Raw genomic sequence first — 18,733 nt, 5'->3', positions numbered from 1 at the left:
ATTATAAATTTACACTATTAATAGCAGTACGCCCAGAACTAGATCCCGTTCGCGTTACATTGTGAATGTTTTGATTGACATTGATAGATTGATTTGCCATTACTCCTGATAGTTTATCAAACTTACCACCTAATTCGTCTAATTTACCAACAATATTTTTATCAGTAAAATCTTGGCTGAGTTGAGCTTGAATCTGAGGGAAAATATCACCTTGAATCAAGGAAGTATCTAAATTTCGAGAAGGAATATTACTAATATTGCCTTGTGAATCTACAACAATAGGGCTGGTATTTTTTGTCCGTGTTGTCGATGTCCTGCGATTGTTGAAATTATTTCTTGTCGATGTCGATTTCCCTCCGGCTTTAACCTGCTCTAAGTTTTGAGCATTCAGTAATGCTCGCTTATCGGCTTGTTCTTTCTCTAAAGCGGCTTTTCGTTCTGTTTCTAACTGTTGCTGTTTTCTGGTCAAAATCTCATCCTGTGCTGCATTTTCAGCCCGAGCATTCTCAAGTTTTTTAGCACTAAGTTCAATCTCACGACTAGCAATATCTAACTGTTTTTGTGCCAGAGTAATTGCTTCTTCATCCTTTTGCGCCAATGCTTCTTGCAAGGCTTGTTCTGCTTTAAGTTTACTTAATTCTGCTTGTAATTGAGCTTCTTCTGCTTGCAAAATTAAGCGCTGCTGCTGAAGTGCATTTTGCAGGACTTCAATCTCTAAATTCTGCTGCTTCTGCTCGTATTCGGCTGCATTCTGAGCCTGTTTCTCTTTAAAAAGTCGTCTTTCTTCTTCCTGTCGTTGTTCGATAAGTTTTAGTTCTTCAGCACCTCTTTTAATGCCTAGCGATGACAATTCTTGCTTTAATGCTTTTTCTAACTCAGCATTTTCAATCTCTCCTGATGCTAATTCTTTCTGAATTTGAATAGCTCGGTTAAGATTGTCGATCTCAATTTGAGTTTGAGTTTGAGTAAGCTGAGATTGTGCTTTGAATAAAGATGATTTACTTTCGAGTAACGATTTCTGGCGCTGATAAGATTGGTTTAAGAGGTCATTCGCTGCGATCTGCTCCTGAACTTGCTTTTTGAAGCCTTCAAGAATAACATTTCTCGCATTTTCTTCTCGTGCGATTCGATTATTAACCAGTTCGGCTTCTAGTTCGGTTGTTTTGCGTTTGGCTTCACGAATTGCTTTCTCATTTGCTTCGGCTTGTTCGGGTGAAGTAAACTTTAATTTGGCTAGTTTTTCGGCTTTATCTTGCTCTAAGGCAAGTTCTTGTTCGAGGCGGTCTTTTGTATTTTTTAGCCGTTCTCGTTCAATAACGAGGGTGTTTTCACCATACAATTTCAGTTTGTTTAATGCGAGTTCTTGGCGTGCAGATTCATCGGCTAAGGCTTGGTTTTTGAGGTCAATTTCACGCTCAATTCCCTCGATAATAATAGCTCGAGCCGCTTCTTCTAGGGCGATTTGATTATCGATTAATTCAGCTTGAAGTTCAACAGTTTTACGCTTAGCTTCACGAATCGCTTTTTCGTTTTCTTCGGCTTGTTCGGGTGAAGTAAACTCTAATTTGGCTAGTTTTTCAGCTTTATCTTGCTCTAAGGCAAGTTCTTGTTCAAGGCGGTCTTTTGTATTTTTTAGCCGTTCTTGTTCAATAACAAGGGTTTCTTCACCATGCAATTTCAGTTTGCTTAATGCGAGTTCTTGGTGTGCAGATTCATCGGCTAAGGCTTGGTTTTTGAGGTCGGTTTCGCGCTCAATTCCCTCGATAATAATAGCTCGAGCCGCTTCTTCTAGGGCGATTCGATTTTCGATTAATTCAGTTTCAAGTTCGACAGTTTTACGCTTAGCCTCACGAATTTCTTTTTCGTTTTCTTCGGCTTGTTCTGGGGAAGCCGCTTTTAATTTTTTGAGTTCTCGAATTCGCTTTTCTTCTAATTCGATTTCAGATTGAATTTGCTCTTGAACCCCTTCTAATCGAGCTTGGTCAATATCAGTCTCAGAAGCACCCTCTAGCTTCATTTTAGCGAGTGCTAAATTCCTTTCTGCTTCTGCATCTTCGATGGTTTGTTGTACTTCATCTAATCGCTCTTCAAGAGCTTCTTTTTGTAAATCTGCAATTCGTTCTGCTCCTTCTTGAGCTTCCTTAGCTAAATCTGCTTGTAATTCTCTTTCTTCTAATATTAACTCTTGCGCACGCTGACCATCACCGCGCCCTAATGCTTGTTCCCTTGCGAGGGCTTCGCGCACGGCTTCGAGGCGCATTTCTAACTGTTGTTTCTTAATTTCGGTAATTGCTTTTTCACCTTCAATTTCATCGAGTTGACCTGTTTCGATGAGAGCTTCTGTTTCAGAAACCGAAATATCCATCGCCTCAACACGATTTTCTAATTCCTGTTCCTTGACTTCGGTAATCGCCTTTTCTGCTGCTAATTGTTCCTCGTAACTGAGTTGAGTATTTCTGGCGATAGCTTCGTATTGTTCGATTGCTTGTTCACTGCTACGCTGTCCTAGTTCGAGTTGCTGTTCGGTTACATCTAAGAGTTCTTTGGCGGCTTCGGTGGCTGCTTCTAAATTTCCATTTGCTCCTTGTTCTAAAACTCGCTTAGCGTTTTCTGCTTTACTTGCCAGTTGTTCATAAGAATTCCCTAAATCTTCCAGTTCTTTCGATTGCAGTTCGATAGAACCAGAGGAGCTATCAAAGGCTTCTTTTTGCTCTTCTAAGAGTTTAATTTGATTTTCTAATGCGCCAATATTTCGTTGTAATTCTTCCTTATTTTCTTTTCCTACAACGGTAGCCCCTTGAAGCTCTTTTTTCTGTTCTTTAAGTGCCTCGATCTGACCATTTAATAATAATCTGGCTGCTTTTTCTTTCCGAATCTGTTGTTCGGTCAGTTCTAAACCGTTTTTCTCGGCATTTTGACGTGCTTCAATCGCTGCTTTAACTTTCTTGAGAATGGAGATATTTTGAATCCCCATTTGTTCGGTTGTTGAACTGTAAGCTTGAACTGCTTCTGTTGCAGCTTTATATCCTCCTGTAATTCTGTGGATGACGTTTTGATAAGTATTGACCCATTTAACCCCAAGGTTAACTAATCCCGTTACCAAATGCAGCAATGGCGACAATGCTCTGGTAATTGCAACCACTGCTATCGTTGCAGAGTGAAGGTTATCAATTAACAATGTCGTTCCAGTTTTTCCAGCTTCTAATATGTTATTTAAAGAGGGTTCGAGAGACCAAAAGCCGTCAAAAAGTTTTAATATTTCATCAGTTATATTTTTGGCGAGAACTAAAAACTTTTGAATTGCACCTTCAGAAAAACTTAGAATTTTATCCTTGTTCGCATTCAAAAATCCTTCTAATTGAGCCAAGCCATTAATAATCGGTTCTAGGAGAGGTTCACCTGCTTGCCTTGCAATGTCCTCAAAGATGGTTTGAATATTACTCGAAATCCCAGTAATTGACCGAGAAGCGAGCGCATTCGCCTCAACAAATACCTCGAATTTTTTATTGAGTTCGTCAACTAAAATCCCTTGAGCTTTCCATTCTGCAACCTGTTTACCGCTAATTTTTAATGCGGTTGCAAGTAATGAATCGCTGGTAATTTGACCCGTTAAGATCGAGCCGATTTCTTGATTAGCTTCGTCTAACGGAATGCCTAGTGTACCAAGTGTCGCAGTGAATCCAGCCGCCAATTGCGTACCAGAATCTAAAGAATCGGTGAAAACCTTTGACTGCCCATTTAACTCACCAATATCTTGTAGGATTGTGGAGAAAATATTATTAGTGTCTGCATCGGTAACACCGCTAATATCTTGGGTGAGTTTTGCTAATTCTTTGAGCGACGATCGCAGCTTTCCTTCTGTTGCTTGAACTTTCTCCAGTGGATCGGTAATTTCCAAGCCATCTCGAAAGATTCGGGTAGATGAGGCGATATTGGCTTGAGATGCGAGTAATTGTTGGTTGAGTTCTTCGTTAGCACCAATTAATAAATCGTAAGCAGGGGTTAGCGTATCTTTGAGTGTTGATACAAAACCGAGGATTTCATTAAAATTGTTGGCAAAATCTCCCAGACTAGAAAACCATCCTTTATTTCCTTCCTCTCCTGTATTTTGGGCTTGTGCTGCGGCTCTCTCTAGTTCTTTAAATTGTTCGGCTGTAACTCCTAATTCTTGAGATAAAATTGCAAATTTTTGAGCGCTAGTAGCGTTAACAGAATTGAGTTCTTTAATGCGCTGAACAGCTTTATTAATCTTATCTTCACTAAGACCTAATTTTTGAGCAAATCGCTGTGCTTCTGTATAACTAAGATTGAGGGATTGAGCTAGAGCAATTACTCCATTTGTGTTAATGGTTGGGCTGGGAATATTGTGAATTCCAGAAATTAGCTGTCGGATATCTCCAACAATTGCCGAGACTCCAGTTGCGCTAAAATTGATGCTTGCTTGCATTGCCATTTTCAATCAATCCCTTTCTGCTTTCTCATCTCTTGAATCTTCTCCAAAGCGCGATTCTGTCCTGTTTCAATCATCGCTTTTTTAGCACCTTCAGGAGTAGATTTTTTCTGTAGTTCATTGCGAGCATTAAGAATTTCTAGCAGTTCATTGGCAGGATGAGATTGAGCCAACTCCAAAGCCTTTTCTAGTTCCCCCGTTACCGCCCATAAAACAGCTAAAACTTCCTCGTAACTTGACCCATCTCCCGTTTTTTTAGATGGAGGAAAATTCAAGCTCACTAAATGACCCGGAATGAATTTTTCTTCTTCCTTATGAGGAAAAAGAAAATAGAGTAGCATATTGGGATTAACCCAATCCAAAGCGATTCCCGCTAACTCCAAACATCGATTACAGAGAAAGCGGAAATATTCATTAGAATCGTAAAAATCAACAATCGTTAACTGTTCGTCTTCGGAATCTTGAACCAATTTGTAAAGCGCATTGAGCCTGTCCCGAAGTTTCTCGCGCTGAGAAAGAGGCGCTTGCCGAATCGTGTGGATATTCCCATCTGCACCCGGAAAATCCACCGTATCAAATTCGATCGCGACAAACTTAGATTTCATCTATGCCCATTCCACCGTTGAGAGTTTAAATATCTGGTAGGATTTCGACTTACCCGATGGTGGCGTGGCTTCAAATTTCGTTTCATATTCCACCACCCCATCCTCAGCCTTCAGAGAAGCCACAGAAGTCCGAGACAGGTTGGGGAATCCAATGAGCAGATCTTCATCGGTCTTATTGGAGAAATAGCCAATCCCCCAAAAACTCATCCGCCCAAAAGAAATTGGGTTCGTTTCGTAGCCCATACTTTCCACCGAAGCCGCCTCGCGTCCGATCGAGTAACTGACCGTTGCACCTGCGAGATCGGACGAGAAAGTAATTTTCTGAGTGATGGCATCCACCGCAAAACTGCGTTTATCGGCGACTTGGATCGCATTCACTTGCGTCAGCCAACCCGGTACGAGAATGACCGAAGGAGACTCATTTAAGTAAATCTTGACATTGGGAGCATTTGTCGCATTGAGCCGCGTATCGGTATGCTCAAAAGGTGTAATAGCTGGGACAAAAACAGTTTCCAGAAATGGCAGCATGACATTACTAGAAACCGCCGCAAGTTCATCTAAATAAAACTGCAAGTGCGCCCAATCCATGTATTGAGAAGAAACCGTAAATTCGCTTTCCCGCTTACCTTTTGTCGCCGCCGCCGTTACCAATTCACCATTGCGCCAACTCATGGCTTTTTTGGAATCAATCGAAATATCATAAGAAAACTTATAAAGTTCAGCAGCAATCAACAGATCGACAATCCCTTGGAGAGAGAGATTTTGTGTTTCAAAAAATAATCCACCGGCACCAGAAAACATAAATGATCAACTCCTGTATTGTTGATAAGGTAATTCAATAGAAAACGTTTGAGTATAGTTCCAGACTCGATTCCCATCTAAATCTTGGAATCTAAAATCAGTTTGATAAAGCCATTCTCTGCGTTCTTGAAGAGGAGCAAACTTAGTTAGAGCATTGCGAATTTTGTTCGCTATATTATAAGCAGGTTGATGGGTTCGCAGATTTTTCAGGCGGAAAATTAAATCGAATTCGAGCTTCTCATCTTGAATTGTCACTCCGTGCATGATTTTGCTTGCCGGAGGGTCAGATTTAGCAGCAGCAAAGCCAACAATTATTAATTTTTCTCCTTTATGTTTGTTGTAACTTTCAATGCTATCAGCAAAGGAAACTACACGAACATTATCTACTTTTAATTCATTAGTCAATCTTTGCACAATGGCATTTTCAATTTCTTCAATCATAAATTAACGAAGAATAACAAAATACTGACAATGCAAAGGGTGGCTAAAATGGCGACTAATGCCGCCGCCATTTCTTTGATAAGTTTAGCCGTTGGTTTATCTTCTCTAATTAAGAAAAATAAAGTTCTATAGGCGATTTCAGCAATCCAAGTTTTCATTAATGATTTAAAAACTCTTTTTTCAGTATGAGTCAATTAAATTCAATTGGTAAGTGCGAAATAATTCGCAGTGTCAAAAACTTTTCAATTTGTTTTCGGAAAATACGTCAGGGGTGTAGAATACCTTGATTTTTGATGGTTGGGGAACGGGTAAAATCCTCTCCCCTGACTCAATATCCTTTAGCCAAGCTATCCAATGGTCAAAATCTACCTGCAATCCCTCGCGAAAATCATCCCGGCGATCCAGATGATATCGAGCCAAGTTTTTAGCGCATTCTACTAAAATTGAGGGAATAGGGTTAATGACATCATCAAAAGGTAAAAGATATGAATAATGCCTGTAAATATGAGTGTTGATTTGGTTGGTTGCAAAGGTTAAAGCCTCATTAAGAGAGGCTTGATTAATTGCATTGGCATTCGGATCGTCGGGATTCGTAAGCGCGATGATTTCGCCTTCTCCTAACCAGTTCATTAAGTCTGTTTCTCTAGCGTAATTCATAGAATCCAATTCGCGTTTAACGTTTCTTTCAGAATTACATTAAATTGCGAAATAGCAACGGATAAATCATTATCAATTGTATTAATTAGCATTTGTAATCGTTTCTGCAACCTTCCATTTTCTATTAGGGTGTTTGGGTCATTCTGGAGTCCCGGATTATTCGTTATCCCAATGATGAGATTTAAAATATTCAAAGATATTTGATTCCCAGAATCTTCTACAATGGCAAACAAATCAGAATCAGCAGCCCGAACTGAAAATTCTGACCAATTTGGTGATTCTGGTAGTGGATCGATATTTTCTGGCTTTGGTAGAGAGTTCAGATATTCTTGATAGAAATCATCAACATTCTCGCACCATGTCTCTATCATTGTTAGGCGATCACTTTCCGCGAGTTGCCCTAAAACAGAACTGCCACTAGAATAGACCGAATAAGTTTCGTAAACAATGAGATTTTTAGCTTGTATCGCCTGATTAGAAACACTAAAAAAGGGAAGAGCAAAAAATCCCTTATCGATGAGAAATTGTGCGGGGAAATTTTTTCCGCAAAGATTAATATCCCCTTCGGTCTGAATAATCAAAATCTTCATACTGGAAACGCTAAAAAAACGAGATAAGAGTGGTAAATGGTGGGTTGGATGACATTAAAAGGTTGCCCACCACTATTGAGATTGGTGGATGGATATCGAAATCCAGTACGACCCCCGGGTGATGTGAAAGAGGGAGGCCAACCAGACCCCCAGCTATATCCCCAATCAGAATAGACGTGGGCGTGAGGCCCAACTTCTTGCTCGGTCTGTAAGTGGACTTCTTCCCCTGCTATATCCCCCGATTCTCTTGGACTCAACCCACTACCTTGACCTGATACAGCAATAACCCGCCCGCGATAATCGGGAATGGGGAGAGCAACTCCTGCATCCCAATTCGCTTGCGATCCACCTAATTCAAGGAACAGATATTCTAATAAATCGCTCTTGATTTGAGCATTACTGGATGCTCTCCCGATCGACCCAAAGGCACGATCCAATCGCAACCAATACCAACCATTTTTCGCAACAATATCAGTATTGGGCAAAATAGCGCTCATTACAGCTATCATTCCGCCCACCATCATCGGCACCATTAGCGCAGCATCGGGAGCTTTTTGCAGGATAAGTTTGTGAGTGTCAGAATTGATACCTAATAAATAAGTTGCCATTATGCACTCACAATTGCGTCTTCATCCGGTTCGAAATAAACTCCGTCGGGGCTGCCATAGCCAGCATATTGAACCATATGTCCTACGTCATAAGTCGGCGCTTGGGTCAAAGCTCCGGCATCTCCTGTAAAGTAAGAGCCTTCATTCGCCACCATTGGAATAACTCCTTTGTAATAAACCGTTGCATCTGCATCTTGCGCGCCGTTGGCTGTAACAAATCCATGAGCGGGCTTCCCTGTTGCTGCATCAGCCCGACGTATTTTTAAAGTTCCGGCATCATCAAAAATATTGACTAGATCGTTAGCCACAAGAGCCTCTGATGCCGTGATTGTCCCGGTTCCCTCAAGAGGTTTAAGGATTAGTTTTCCGGTAGTAGTATCACGTACTGCAAATAATTCAGCCATTTATTCTCCTAAGATTGTGAATTGCGAATTTCGACTTCTTTGATTTCCAAATTAATCGAGGTTTTTCCTAAAGCCTCGCCAATTTGTAAGATATGCCCTGATGTCGGAACGGTTTGTTTGATTTGCCCATTCCTATGTAAAAATAATGGTTTGCCTCGACTAAAGTTCCAGTCGGAGTTCACTATTTTTCCTTCGTATTTCACTCGAGTTTGTTCATTTTCGTCGGACGTAGCAATACCTAATACAGTTCGACATTGCTCTTCTTGGTCATTATTGGCTAAATAAATTTGACCATTAGACTGTTGATAAACCATCCGGAAAAGAGGAATTGGTTCGCCGAAATTATGCAATCCCTCATCCCCATTCCCTCCCGATCTATCATCGGGAATTGGTACGCCATCGCCTTCAATTGCCGGATGAATTTTATCTTTTAATCGTTCGGCTTGTTCGTCAGTTAGATCGATAGTCGATCCGGGTAAATATAATTTCCCGCTGTGTTGAACGTACCGAATAACGTTGTATCTTTTCATCAAACAGCATCCTCAATCAAATATCCTAATGGTTTAGCGGGAAACACTTCTTTGACATTTTCAGTGACGCGATCGACAACACCACCTTCTTCTCCGATATAAGGGTCTTCAAAACGCATAACTTTGCGTTTTTTATATTCCCCTGTAAGGGAAAAAGTAGTACCACGTTGGTTATTCGCCATCATATTTCGATGGAATATCGCAATATTATTTCCCCAAACCCGCTCAATGTTGGCTGCTTGTCCTTTCTTGGCGGTATTAAGCTGCCCTTCACCAATGAAAATGTTTTTGAAACGGAGTTTCCGCGCGAATTCTTGAGGCTCGATCATGCCTTGTCCATTCCCGTTTGGATAGATGAGAGAAACTAATTTAGGATGAGTTGACAAAACGTCCCAAACTTCATCTCCCATCGCAATAGAATTAGCTCTTAAAATCGTGCTACGAGCCGCTAATTTAAAGATTCCAATGGGATCGGAATTGAAATAATCACTTAACTTACTCGTCCCCGATAGGACTCTCGTATTTGCAGGTAAATAATTGTTGGGATTTTGAAACTCGTTAGCGACTCGAACTTCTCGATCCAGAAGAACTAAATCTGTGAGAGCTTCAACGGCATGATCTTCAGGATCGTAGCCATAATTTTCTGCTTTAGCGGCTTCAATGTCAGTGAAAGGAATCGCATCTTCAAGACCATGAGGTTCCGTGCGATATTCGATTTCATCGACTTTAAAATTAACCCGATTAACTCGTCCTGTGCGACTAATTCTGGTGTTGGGAATGGTGAAGCGTTCTGGGAGGTCATAGACCTGACAACTGAACCGCTCACTCACGGGAACTCTGGGAGAAACTTGGTCAGCAATCAGGTTAACTTCCTCATTGCGATAAATAATCGAAATTCCAGAGCGCCGAACATCTTGCTTAAATGGTCGTTTTGTCATTTATGCAACCCCATTAATAACTAAAATGTCGATAATGTCTCCGTCAACGCCACTACGCCAAGCGATACCGCCGTGGCGTTGACCTGCTGCCGCGACTACAGCTCGTCCCGTAGGATTTGCAGTTACAAAGTCGCCATGATTTACCGATCCGCCACAATAAATTTCCACCAGACCATCTACGTGCAGATCGATTAACTCTCCGGTTTCTGTTGGTAAAGAATTGCTGACTCCAAGAATGCGATCGCCCGGCCCCGTTGCCACAGCCCCTTGCCCATCTTGTAAACCAGCTTGAATAAATAGGCGATCGCCGATATTTTCTTCAGCCATTAATGGCAGAATTAGATTAGGTGCGCTCATTTCTGTCCTCTCTTGCTCAAAACAAAATCAATAGCTTCTCTATTCGAGATAATTACTCCTTTAGCTTTTTGCTGAGCTTGATATTCCTTCGCAGCCTTACTCAAAGCATTGGCATCTTCAGCAAAATCAAAGTTATCTTCGGTTTGAAGTTGTTCGCCAAATTCAATCTGATCGGGCAAGTCTTTGAGGATGTTTTTGAATTGCTCGAGTTGGGTGGTCGACGGTTCCCCTTCAGCAAAACAAATTGGCACAGAATCATCAAGATTTTCTGCAAAAGTCAAAACTCTTGGCTTGATACCCGGTATGATTTTCCCTCTCATTTGTTCAGAACCGAGAAACTCGGAAAACTCCAAGTTTCGGAGCTTTTTAGCTAACTGTTTGCTCCGTTCTCGTTCTTGCTGTAATTCTGCTTCTAAGGCCATGTTCTTATTTTCACTATGATCTGAAGTTTCCATTCCTTCATCTGCTAATGCTTGTAAGTCTTTAAAAGAAACATCTAAAGCCTCAGCTAATTTTTTGAGTCGTTCATCAGGAGGGCGCTTAATTCCTCCCGAGAGAATCTCTCTTGCTGTGCCTGCTGTAACTCCAATTTGAGATGCGAGACTATTAACATCCATCTCTTTCTCAGTCACCAATTGATTGAGCCGAGAACTTAATGGTGTAGCAAAATTTATTCCTTCTTCTGTAAAAGAAATAAATCCTTCTGAATCAGCAAAAGCAACATCAAAATTTTCTGAATCTGACTCTGAAAAATCCTGAATCTTCAAACCCGGAATTGCAGGAGCAGCCCCGCCCAAAAATCCTAAATGGCGAAAATTCCACTTGCCTTTAGTCGGATTGCTCGGTGAATTTGGCTTGAATAATGAGGAAGAAACTCGATTATAAGTCCCGTTTTTCAACCATTCTGCAAAAGTGGAATTGAGATTCCCTATTTTCGCTACAATTTTTTGACCGACTCTTCTTAATTTCTGAACTGAGCCATATCTCGGATGATTGTGCTTGGGATGACCTACAACCAAAGGAGCATCGTTGATTCGCTCTTGATAAGATTGATTGTACGCATCTACAATTTCATCTAGATTTTCCTCATTAAAAGTTGAGGAATTTCCAGACATATCCGTGTGCGTTCCTGTCTTAAAGACTTCAATCCACATATCAATTCAAGCTATGTTTTAACAGTTCAACAGCGATTCGTAAATCGTAAATGGAATTGAGACAATAAATCCCAAAACCGATTACAGAAGGTAGTAAAACAGCAGCGATTCCACCTGCTACATTGATAATGGTTTGCTGATGAACATTTTTCTGTTTGATTTCGGATAGAGCGTGAGTGAGTTCGCTAAATTGATTAGAAAAATCTTCGATACTTTGACAGATTTTCTCTAAAGTCGTTTCGATTTTCGCGACTTTAATTGATTGCGATTGCTCATTTTTGGGTTCGGAGTCGCGCCCAAATTTAAAACTAAGAGGTAATGAAAAGGTCACATCTTTCTTCCTAAATGGGAATAAAATTTACTCTCGTCCATTTCTTTCAGAGTAAAAGAAAAATTTTCGCTTGATAAGTGCGAAAAAATTCGCAGTGTCAGAAAAGGGCTAATTCATCTCGCCAACTTTGCCGTCCTACACTCTGGAATCGGAAGGGAAGTAAGGGGCGGGCGGCGGCATGAACGGCGAGGGCTTCTGCCCAGAAATAATCCGCATGACCGATTTCGTTGCGTTCCGCATCAAAGCGAAGATTGCCTGAGCTTGTTGTTGTTTTTCTAACCGAATGGAGGGATTCTCGAATATCTTTTTCTGGAGGATTTCGCAGTTTGCGATCCTCTAGGATTTGTTTCAATCCCTGAGCTAAATCCTGCTTTGCATTGGCGGTAAATAAAACACCCTCTGCTTTTGCCCCAAAAGTATCTTGCGCCCATTCTGCCATGTCTTCCCCCATACCCGTTTGGTCTAAGCACAATCTGAGGACTTTGTAGCGATCCATGATCCGTTCTAATTCTGCTCTTTGGTGCTTGAATTTTGCGTTTTTCAGAGCAACAACCTCGCGAGTCCAAAGCACGTCGCCAACCTGCTCTAAAACCCAAATCACCGTTAAATCGCGTCTTCTCGCAATGTCCATTCCCACAAAGCAAAAGTTTTGTGAGGGAATGTACAATTCGGTTTGTCCAGCTTCTGGATGTTCGCAACTGAAAATCAAATCCCAAGTGAGGTAGGCAGTCGCCTCATCGATCGGGTTGCAGAGGTACTCTTGCTGCCAAGTTTCCTCGTCGCCACAGGTTTCTCGTTCTTCCTCGATCCATTGGTTGCGTTCTTGTGGAGTGAGAGTTCTGTTGAGAATGCGATCGGCCAATCCTTGTTCCACGGCTTGGTAGATCGTTGTCGAGTGCAATCTCCAATTGTTGCCCTTTTTGGCTTCCTCCACCATTCGGTAGTAGCGGTTTGATTTGCCGTTGTAAGTGCTGAGGATTCGGCAAGGATAGCCCCATGTAATGATCGGTCTCGCAGCCTTCCACATCGCTTCTTGGTCGCCATGAAAAGCGTACTCATCGAGAACTAATTTGCCTCCTTTTGAGCGAAACGCTTTGGGATTGCTGCTAAGAGCATAAATTCGTTTTCCTGTTGCAAATTCAATTGTTTTCCCTTTTAAATTGTTGGGTTTGTCGATAACTTTTTCGCCTAAATCTTTGGCGGCAATGTTAAATAAATTTGCCCATTGTTCGCAATAGCGAATGTATTCTCTAGCGGCGGTTTCATCAGCAGAAGAAAACCAAACATCCATTGGATTTTCTTTCTTTGAGGCATCTTTGACATCTTCATAGCTTTGTACATAAGTCATACCAATTCGTCGGGATTTCTCGCATATTTTGTATCGAGAATTATCTTGAAGCCATTTAATTTGATACGGTAAAAAATAACTCATGCGATAGCTAAAACATCTCTTTCAATCTCTCTAATTGTTTTTTCTGAAACTCCACCATTGCTAATTTTTCCTCTAATTTTTTCAGCAGCAGATTTAGCTCTTTCTGCGACTTCTGCTTTATATTTTTTGACAGCAATGCTACTCCTGTTCAACTCAGAAATAGCGCGGATGAGAGCGGTAAGGCTTATCTCTTCAGGGTTTTGGAAATCCATCAAAACTTCAAAGCATTTTTTTTGAGCCAGCCTAGTCAAAACTTCTGCAAGATTATTCTCATCGTCTCCAATCTCCTCACATATCGTTTTCACCTGCTCGTTTATTTGCTGAAATTCGATTAATTCTTTTTGTAATTTCTGCGAATGTCTGCAAATGCTTGTAGTGGATATTTTGCAACCTTTTTTCAACAGCCATATTCTTAATCCTTCATATCCTGAGAAGTGATTTTCAATTAATAATTGGTTTAATTCTTTTCGGATTTCATCAGGTAATGATTCAACGATAGATCTAGCGGGCATTTTTGATAATTTTTTGAATTTGTCTGGTTGATAATTTATACCTGTCTGCCAACTGTTGACTGGACAATTTGTCTGAAAGGGATAATATCTCTTGATTGCGTCGATATCTAATTAATTTACTTGGAATCCTATAATAGTTTCCTGACCAGAAAAAAGAAAGCTGTTTCGCTATTTCCGGGTCAATTTTTTCGAGCCAATGATTTTTTCCTTTGATATTCTCATAGCAAGGTACATAGATTAACTTACCGCTCCTGTTAGCAAAAATATCAAATATTTCTTCTCTCTCTAGAACTGTTAATAACCATTGAAAAAAAGATTGCTGGTTTTTGATTTTTTCCATCGATCTATTCCAGATTGATTATCCGATTTAAAGATAAACCTTGCACTTCATCATTGGTAACTGCGAAAAAGTTCGCAGTTACCAATTACGGAACCGTTCGCAACACTAAGAATGAGTTAAAATCATCCACTCATGCCCGAAAAAAGACCGCTAATCGGTGAAATTGCGACAATTCGAGACGGACGCGATATTACGAGAGGGTACATCCAACCTCTCGACATCCTCGATCCTCAAGACTCGATCCTTGCCAGTAAAGGCGGAAATTATGAAATATATGAAGAACTATTAAGAGACGACCAAGTGGCATCCTGCTTTCAGCAGCGTCGTTTAGCGGTGATTTGTCGGGATTGGGAAGTGGTTCCGGGAGGCAATCGAAAACTTGATAAAGAAGCGGCTAAATTCATCGAAAATTGGCTCAAAGAAATTGATTTTGATAATGTCACCAATAAAATGTTATTTGGGGTTTTCTTTGGCTTTGGCGTTAGCGAACTCATCTGGAAAAATAAGGGGAAATACTGGGAAATTCCCAAAATCAAGGTCAAGAAACAACGCCGTTTTGCCTTCGATCTTGACGGCAATCTAAAGCTCCTCACATTCAAATCTCCTTTTGGAGAAACCCTCTCGCCCAAAAATTTCTGGCATTTCTCCTGTGGTGCCGACAATGACGATGAACCTTATGGATTAGGGTTAGCTCACTTTTTATATTGGCCTTGTTTTTTCAAACGCAACGGTTTGAAATTTTGGCTCAACTTCCTAGACCGATTTGCCAGCCCGCCCTTGCATGGGCAAACCAACAACAGCAATCCCACTCAAAAAGAAATTGATGATGTTACCGATGGGATTAAATCTCTAAGGAATAACGGGGGAATTGTTACGCCTTTGGGGACTCAAATCGACGTATTGACGGCTCGAGGTGGGACGGTCAATCATGCTGAATTTTTGGATCGCATGAATGCGTCTATCAGCAAGATCGTCCTTTCTCAAACGATGACAACCGATAACGGTTCCAGTCGATCTCAAAGCGAGGTACACGAACGAGTAGGTAAAGCGGTTATCAAATCGGACGCGGATCTAATTTGCCAATCCTTCAATCAGGGTCCGATCCGATGGCTCGTTGAATTTAATTTTCCGGGTGCGGCTTTACCGCAAGTCTGGCGAAAGCTAGAGGATGAGGAAGACTTAAATAAGCGGATCGATCGCGATGACAAAATTGTAGGCTGGGGCTTCAGACCAAATCCCGACTATTTAGAAGAGGTTTACGGTTGGGATAGAGATGAAAATGAGAGCGAAGATAGCACCACTGTTCTCAATGGCGCACAGGTTCAAAGTGTTGTCGAGGTTTTGTCGCTGGTTGCTGCCAAACAATTACCCGCCGATGCAGGAATTGAAGTCATTAAGGCTGCATTTCCTTTTATTCCAAATTCGCGGCTCAACAAAATGATGAATGCGGCAGCTAACTTTAATAATAACGAACAGAAAGATGATTTAAAGAAAAAAGAAAAACCAACTGAAGAAAACCAAGATATAGAAGAAGAGGAATTACAAGAATTTGCAGAATCAGATTTGAATTCCTCTCAACAAATCAACCAAAAACTCTTAGGAGATACTCAATTTATTATTGATGATTGGGTAGAAGAAATTCGGAAAACTCTCAATAGTTCTGACGGCGATCTGAGCGAATTTCAGGAACAACTTTACTCCTTATATCCTAATCTCGAAAGCGACGATTTAACGGCATACATGGCTCAAGCAATGGCTTTGAGCCGACTAGCAGGACAGGAGGATGCAGCAATAAATGAGTGATTTTGATTTTCCTTACGGCTATAAACTCAGCCTCATTCTTGACAGTTTGAGGCTCGATTTAGACTGGTCTAACTTTTACGGAAATAATGGGGATGGATTGGGAGCAAAACGAACCAAAGATTTTAGCCAACAATCTACTATTTCAGAGTCGCTTGATGGTGCAACTATCATTGCAGGAAATCATTACCCGCCTAAACATACCTTTGAATATGAATTTTTTCTCAATGCTGAAGAAAAAGAATTATTGGAAGCGATTTGGGAAGAACAACAGGATAGAAGCCGCGAACAAAATCCCGATTTAGCCGTGCGATTACTAGACCAAAGAGTAATTTTTAGAGGAAAGAATCCTCGAAAACGAGCAAAGATTGGCGATATTATAACCAATCCTGTTGCACCTATTGGATTTCAATTTTTTTGGTGTCAGTTCGATATATTTTTAAAGTTTGAGAATCCTTCGGAATGGTTTGGTAAGATTGATAAAAATCATTTTATTACTAAAATTAAAGCGCGAGAAATGGATTTAGTCCCACCATCGGAGGATTTACCATGACCGCCAATATTATTACCCGGAATTATAAATTAATTATCGATAGTTTGAATTGCTCCTCTGGATTAATCCAGATTACAGGAGGATTTAATCACTATGAAAGCCAATCGGGAATCATTAAAATCGATGGCAATCTTACACTTAAAAATGCCCTCGGATTTACAGAAGATTTAGACGACAGAAGCAACGGTAGATGGGCTAGAGGAAAAAAAATTAATCTCTGGTTAGCGGATACTTCAGGGATTTTTAAACTTGCTCCTATCCTCGGAGAAACTTATATTATTGATTCGGAATACGACGGGAGACAAGAATTAAAAATAAAACTGGGTTGCAAACTTACCTTACTCGATTTTAATACCCCGCCCGGAAAACAAATCTGCTTTCCGATTGGAGATGAGGTTACAAATAATTGGGTTGTTGAAAAATTATTAGAAAAAGCTGGAATAACCGATGGATTTATCGGTAATATTCCGGGTGTTTCCAACATTCCTCAAAGTAAATTTCATAATGGGAGTTGTATTGCATCCATCGGACAGATTTGCTACGCTCACGGTCGGCTCTGTTATCAAGGAAACGATGGTAGAATTCATGTAAAACCGATTAATTTAAGTCCAAAGCCTCATTTTATTCGCTGGATTGGGCATCATGAAGTTAGCTACGAACGTCTTACAGGAGTCGAAAAACCCTGCGACAGAATCATATGTTCGGGAACGAAACTCGAAACTCAAAAGCCGCCTTCAAAGGATAGTTGGAGCGATTGGAATGAGGAATATTCTAAGGCAGAATATTATCTTCCTAATGCTTTTGGCGATATCATTGCACTGCGAGAATATCGCGAAGAAAAGATTAATAGAACGAATCGAACTATTCATCAAAAATATTTCGTTTGGAAACCTAAAGTTGAGTTACTGCCACACTTAACAACTGCCGGTCTATCGCTTTGGTTTGAAGTCAAAGAATTTGTTGATGCAGTTTACGAAACTGCAACGGGAGATATTTGCGGAATTGATGAAGGACGCTTAAAAAGTCAGCAGTTTTTACGTTATCAACCTTTTGGCTTAGCTTTAGCTGAATGGCGGCGCAATAATCCAGATCGCTTATTTAGCGATACAAGTTTAATCCTCGCAGAAAAAATTCTCATTGTTTGGAAATATTCAGATAAATTTGTTGAGAAAAAAACCTTAACTTATTATCCTATTGCTGCAATTTTGTCTGAAGAAGATAATTTGGTTTTGCCTGCAAGTCTCGAACTCGCAAGAAAAGAAACCCAAACTTGGACAAAAATCAAAAAAGGGGATTGGGAGGAACTTTTAAAAGAGGAGGAAGCAACGGCTCTCGCTAAACCCGAAGCGCTAGAAGATTTGGAAGAATCCGGACGGGAGCCAAGTTTAAGTAATAAGTTGGCTCTCCGGGTCAAGCACCGCGATCCCACTCGCAGCAATTCAGGACAGGCTCATCCCCCCGCACCAGAAAGATTTCCCGCCGATGCGGAAGTGACAGAAATCCCAATCGTTGCGGAAGTTCGCCAACCGCCTGTTTTTGGTTCCCAATTCCGGGATCGAGAGCGGCATTACTCCCTAGAAGCGGGAATGATTGCCTCGGAGGAAGAAGCGCGGAGAATTGCCGAAATTGAAGGGGCAATGCTCTGGGGGAAATACAAGGGGCAAGCGTTTGCCAGTCCTGTTTTCGATCCGCTTTTCGAGATTTCTCCCCTTGCCGCCGTTCATTGGATCGAGCCAAATGGTAAAGAACACAAATTCCTGATGAATGGGGCAACCCTAAGCCTCGTTCAAGAAGGTCAAAAAGGTCGATGTCTTTTTGCTTCGGATGCCATTTGGATGGGTTTAGCTGGGGTGCGGTCTGTGGAAACCTTCACCGCCGAAGATCCGCCAACACCCGACCCACAAGACACGACCGAGCAAGCGATCTCCAAACCCTATAACAAGGCTGTGAGTTTTTGTGCGGGGCGGGCAATTAAATCGGGATTTAATTTTAGCGCTTTTGCCAATCCCGAACCCGTGAGTTTTTACTCAGTACGGGCAATCAATCCTCTCGATCTCACTTCCGCGATCGTCGTCACCGCCAATGTCGAGGGAATCGAAACCCGAGGCACACTGGCATCGGTTCAACCCATAACCGTCACCGCCAATGCTGAGGGAGTCGAAACCCGAGGCACACTGGCATCGGTTCAGCCTATAACTGTCACCACCAATGTCGAAGGAGTCGAAGCCCG

The 18,733-nt window shown here is 41.2% G+C and carries 20 protein-coding genes; 3 read left to right on the top strand and 17 right to left on the bottom strand.

Annotated features, from left to right (window positions below; genetic code table 11):
• Nucleotide 1: 1 nt before the first annotated feature.
• The 17 genes from AC6RV6_RS07595 to AC6RV6_RS07515 all read right to left on the bottom strand — a co-directional run bounded on the left by AC6RV6_RS07595 (nt 2) and on the right by AC6RV6_RS07515 (nt 14,150).
• Nucleotides 2-4,453 (bottom strand): coiled-coil domain-containing protein, encoded by a 4,452-nt coding sequence (locus tag AC6RV6_RS07595; protein WP_500240121.1) that lies wholly within the window; start codon nt 4,451-4,453, stop codon nt 2-4.
• Nucleotides 4,454-4,455: 2 nt separating this feature from the next.
• Nucleotides 4,456-5,055: a hypothetical protein gene (locus AC6RV6_RS07590; RefSeq protein WP_500240119.1), complete on the bottom strand. Its 600-nt coding sequence runs from the start codon at nt 5,053-5,055 to the stop codon at nt 4,456-4,458.
• Nucleotides 5,056-5,856 (bottom strand): hypothetical protein, encoded by an 801-nt coding sequence (locus AC6RV6_RS07585; RefSeq protein ID WP_500240117.1) that lies wholly within the window; start codon nt 5,854-5,856, stop codon nt 5,056-5,058. It lies immediately after the preceding gene.
• A gap of 6 nt (nt 5,857-5,862) precedes the next feature.
• On the bottom strand, nt 5,863-6,297 hold the full coding sequence (locus tag AC6RV6_RS07580) for a Gp37 family protein (RefSeq protein ID WP_500240115.1): 435 nt from the start codon (nt 6,295-6,297) through the stop codon (nt 5,863-5,865).
• Nucleotides 6,294-6,455, bottom strand: coding sequence for a hypothetical protein (locus AC6RV6_RS07575; protein ID WP_500240114.1), 162 nt, complete (start codon nt 6,453-6,455; stop codon nt 6,294-6,296). Before AC6RV6_RS07575 ends, AC6RV6_RS07580 begins: the two co-directional genes overlap by 4 nt.
• 73 nt (nt 6,456-6,528) lie before the next feature.
• Entirely contained in the window at nt 6,529-6,954 is a 426-nt protein-coding gene (locus tag AC6RV6_RS07570) for a phage protein Gp36 family protein (protein ID WP_500240112.1), read from the bottom strand.
• Nucleotides 6,951-7,535, bottom strand: coding sequence for a hypothetical protein (locus tag AC6RV6_RS07565; RefSeq protein WP_500240111.1), 585 nt, complete (start codon nt 7,533-7,535; stop codon nt 6,951-6,953). The genes AC6RV6_RS07570 and AC6RV6_RS07565 overlap by 4 nt, the downstream gene beginning before the upstream one ends.
• 5 nt (nt 7,536-7,540) lie before the next feature.
• Complete coding sequence (locus AC6RV6_RS07560) at nt 7,541-8,152, bottom strand: hypothetical protein (protein WP_500240110.1); 612 nt, start codon at nt 8,150-8,152, stop codon at nt 7,541-7,543.
• Entirely contained in the window at nt 8,152-8,460 is a 309-nt protein-coding gene (locus AC6RV6_RS07555; RefSeq protein WP_500240109.1) for a hypothetical protein, read from the bottom strand. The genes AC6RV6_RS07560 and AC6RV6_RS07555 overlap by 1 nt, the downstream gene beginning before the upstream one ends.
• Before the next feature lie 104 nt (nt 8,461-8,564).
• Entirely contained in the window at nt 8,565-9,086 is a 522-nt protein-coding gene (locus AC6RV6_RS07550) for a DUF7210 family protein (protein ID WP_500240107.1), read from the bottom strand.
• Nucleotides 9,086-10,024, bottom strand: coding sequence for a capsid protein (locus AC6RV6_RS07545; RefSeq protein ID WP_500240105.1), 939 nt, complete (start codon nt 10,022-10,024; stop codon nt 9,086-9,088). The genes AC6RV6_RS07550 and AC6RV6_RS07545 overlap by 1 nt, the downstream gene beginning before the upstream one ends.
• A complete protein-coding gene (locus AC6RV6_RS07540) occupies nt 10,025-10,381 on the bottom strand; it encodes a capsid cement protein (RefSeq protein WP_500240104.1) in 357 nt (118 codons plus the stop codon).
• A complete protein-coding gene (locus AC6RV6_RS07535; RefSeq protein WP_500240103.1) occupies nt 10,378-11,535 on the bottom strand; it encodes a helix-turn-helix domain-containing protein in 1,158 nt (385 codons plus the stop codon). Before AC6RV6_RS07535 ends, AC6RV6_RS07540 begins: the two co-directional genes overlap by 4 nt.
• Nucleotide 11,536: 1 nt before the next feature.
• The gene (locus tag AC6RV6_RS07530) at nt 11,537-11,866 is read right to left on the bottom strand and encodes a hypothetical protein (RefSeq protein WP_500240102.1); all 330 of its coding nucleotides are present in this window, start codon (nt 11,864-11,866) and stop codon (nt 11,537-11,539) included.
• 97 nt (nt 11,867-11,963) lie between these two features.
• On the bottom strand, nt 11,964-13,298 hold the full coding sequence (locus AC6RV6_RS07525) for a phage terminase large subunit family protein (protein WP_500240100.1): 1,335 nt from the start codon (nt 13,296-13,298) through the stop codon (nt 11,964-11,966).
• On the bottom strand, nt 13,295-13,810 hold the full coding sequence (locus tag AC6RV6_RS07520) for a phage protein Gp27 family protein (protein WP_500240099.1): 516 nt from the start codon (nt 13,808-13,810) through the stop codon (nt 13,295-13,297). Before AC6RV6_RS07520 ends, AC6RV6_RS07525 begins: the two co-directional genes overlap by 4 nt.
• A complete protein-coding gene (locus tag AC6RV6_RS07515) occupies nt 13,800-14,150 on the bottom strand; it encodes a Mor transcription activator family protein (RefSeq protein WP_500240098.1) in 351 nt (116 codons plus the stop codon). The genes AC6RV6_RS07520 and AC6RV6_RS07515 overlap by 11 nt, the downstream gene beginning before the upstream one ends.
• A 132-nt stretch (nt 14,151-14,282) precedes the next feature.
• Between AC6RV6_RS07515 and AC6RV6_RS07510 the strand changes: the two genes are divergently transcribed.
• From AC6RV6_RS07510 to AC6RV6_RS07500, 3 genes are all read left to right on the top strand, one after another.
• The gene (locus AC6RV6_RS07510; RefSeq protein ID WP_500240096.1) at nt 14,283-15,953 is read left to right on the top strand and encodes a DUF935 domain-containing protein; all 1,671 of its coding nucleotides are present in this window, start codon (nt 14,283-14,285) and stop codon (nt 15,951-15,953) included.
• On the top strand, nt 15,946-16,503 hold the full coding sequence (locus AC6RV6_RS07505; RefSeq protein WP_500240094.1) for a hypothetical protein: 558 nt from the start codon (nt 15,946-15,948) through the stop codon (nt 16,501-16,503). The genes AC6RV6_RS07510 and AC6RV6_RS07505 overlap by 8 nt, the downstream gene beginning before the upstream one ends.
• Nucleotides 16,500-18,733, top strand: a 2,234-nt coding sequence (locus tag AC6RV6_RS07500) for a hypothetical protein (protein ID WP_500240093.1), incomplete at its 3' end; no start/stop codon positions are given. The genes AC6RV6_RS07505 and AC6RV6_RS07500, both read left to right, overlap by 4 nt.

It is taken from the genome of Spirulina sp. LEGE 11439, assembly GCF_059821285.1.
This window is presented reverse-complemented; position numbering and strand designations above follow the sequence as displayed.

Bases quoted from the DNA above. Each gene is read 5' to 3' on its own strand.
- AC6RV6_RS07595 (WP_500240121.1), bottom strand. From the start codon at position 4,453: ATGGCAATGCAAGCAAGCATCAATTTTAGCGCAACTGGAGTCTCGGCA.
- AC6RV6_RS07590 (WP_500240119.1), bottom strand. From the start codon at position 5,055: ATGAAATCTAAGTTTGTCGCGATCGAATTTGATACGGTGGATTTTCCG.
- AC6RV6_RS07585 (WP_500240117.1), bottom strand. From the start codon at position 5,856: ATGTTTTCTGGTGCCGGTGGATTATTTTTTGAAACACAAAATCTCTCT.
- AC6RV6_RS07580 (WP_500240115.1), bottom strand. From the start codon at position 6,297: ATGATTGAAGAAATTGAAAATGCCATTGTGCAAAGATTGACTAATGAA.
- AC6RV6_RS07575 (WP_500240114.1), bottom strand. From the start codon at position 6,455: ATGAAAACTTGGATTGCTGAAATCGCCTATAGAACTTTATTTTTCTTA.
- AC6RV6_RS07570 (WP_500240112.1), bottom strand. From the start codon at position 6,954: ATGAATTACGCTAGAGAAACAGACTTAATGAACTGGTTAGGAGAAGGC.
- AC6RV6_RS07560 (WP_500240110.1), bottom strand. From the start codon at position 8,152: ATGGCAACTTATTTATTAGGTATCAATTCTGACACTCACAAACTTATC.
- AC6RV6_RS07550 (WP_500240107.1), bottom strand. From the start codon at position 9,086: ATGAAAAGATACAACGTTATTCGGTACGTTCAACACAGCGGGAAATTA.
- AC6RV6_RS07545 (WP_500240105.1), bottom strand. From the start codon at position 10,024: ATGACAAAACGACCATTTAAGCAAGATGTTCGGCGCTCTGGAATTTCG.
- AC6RV6_RS07540 (WP_500240104.1), bottom strand. From the start codon at position 10,381: ATGAGCGCACCTAATCTAATTCTGCCATTAATGGCTGAAGAAAATATC.
- AC6RV6_RS07535 (WP_500240103.1), bottom strand. From the start codon at position 11,535: ATGTGGATTGAAGTCTTTAAGACAGGAACGCACACGGATATGTCTGGA.
- AC6RV6_RS07525 (WP_500240100.1), bottom strand. From the start codon at position 13,298: ATGAGTTATTTTTTACCGTATCAAATTAAATGGCTTCAAGATAATTCT.
- AC6RV6_RS07520 (WP_500240099.1), bottom strand. From the start codon at position 13,810: ATGCCCGCTAGATCTATCGTTGAATCATTACCTGATGAAATCCGAAAA.
- AC6RV6_RS07515 (WP_500240098.1), bottom strand. From the start codon at position 14,150: ATGGAAAAAATCAAAAACCAGCAATCTTTTTTTCAATGGTTATTAACA.
- AC6RV6_RS07510 (WP_500240096.1), top strand. From the start codon at position 14,283: ATGCCCGAAAAAAGACCGCTAATCGGTGAAATTGCGACAATTCGAGAC.
- AC6RV6_RS07505 (WP_500240094.1), top strand. From the start codon at position 15,946: ATGAGTGATTTTGATTTTCCTTACGGCTATAAACTCAGCCTCATTCTT.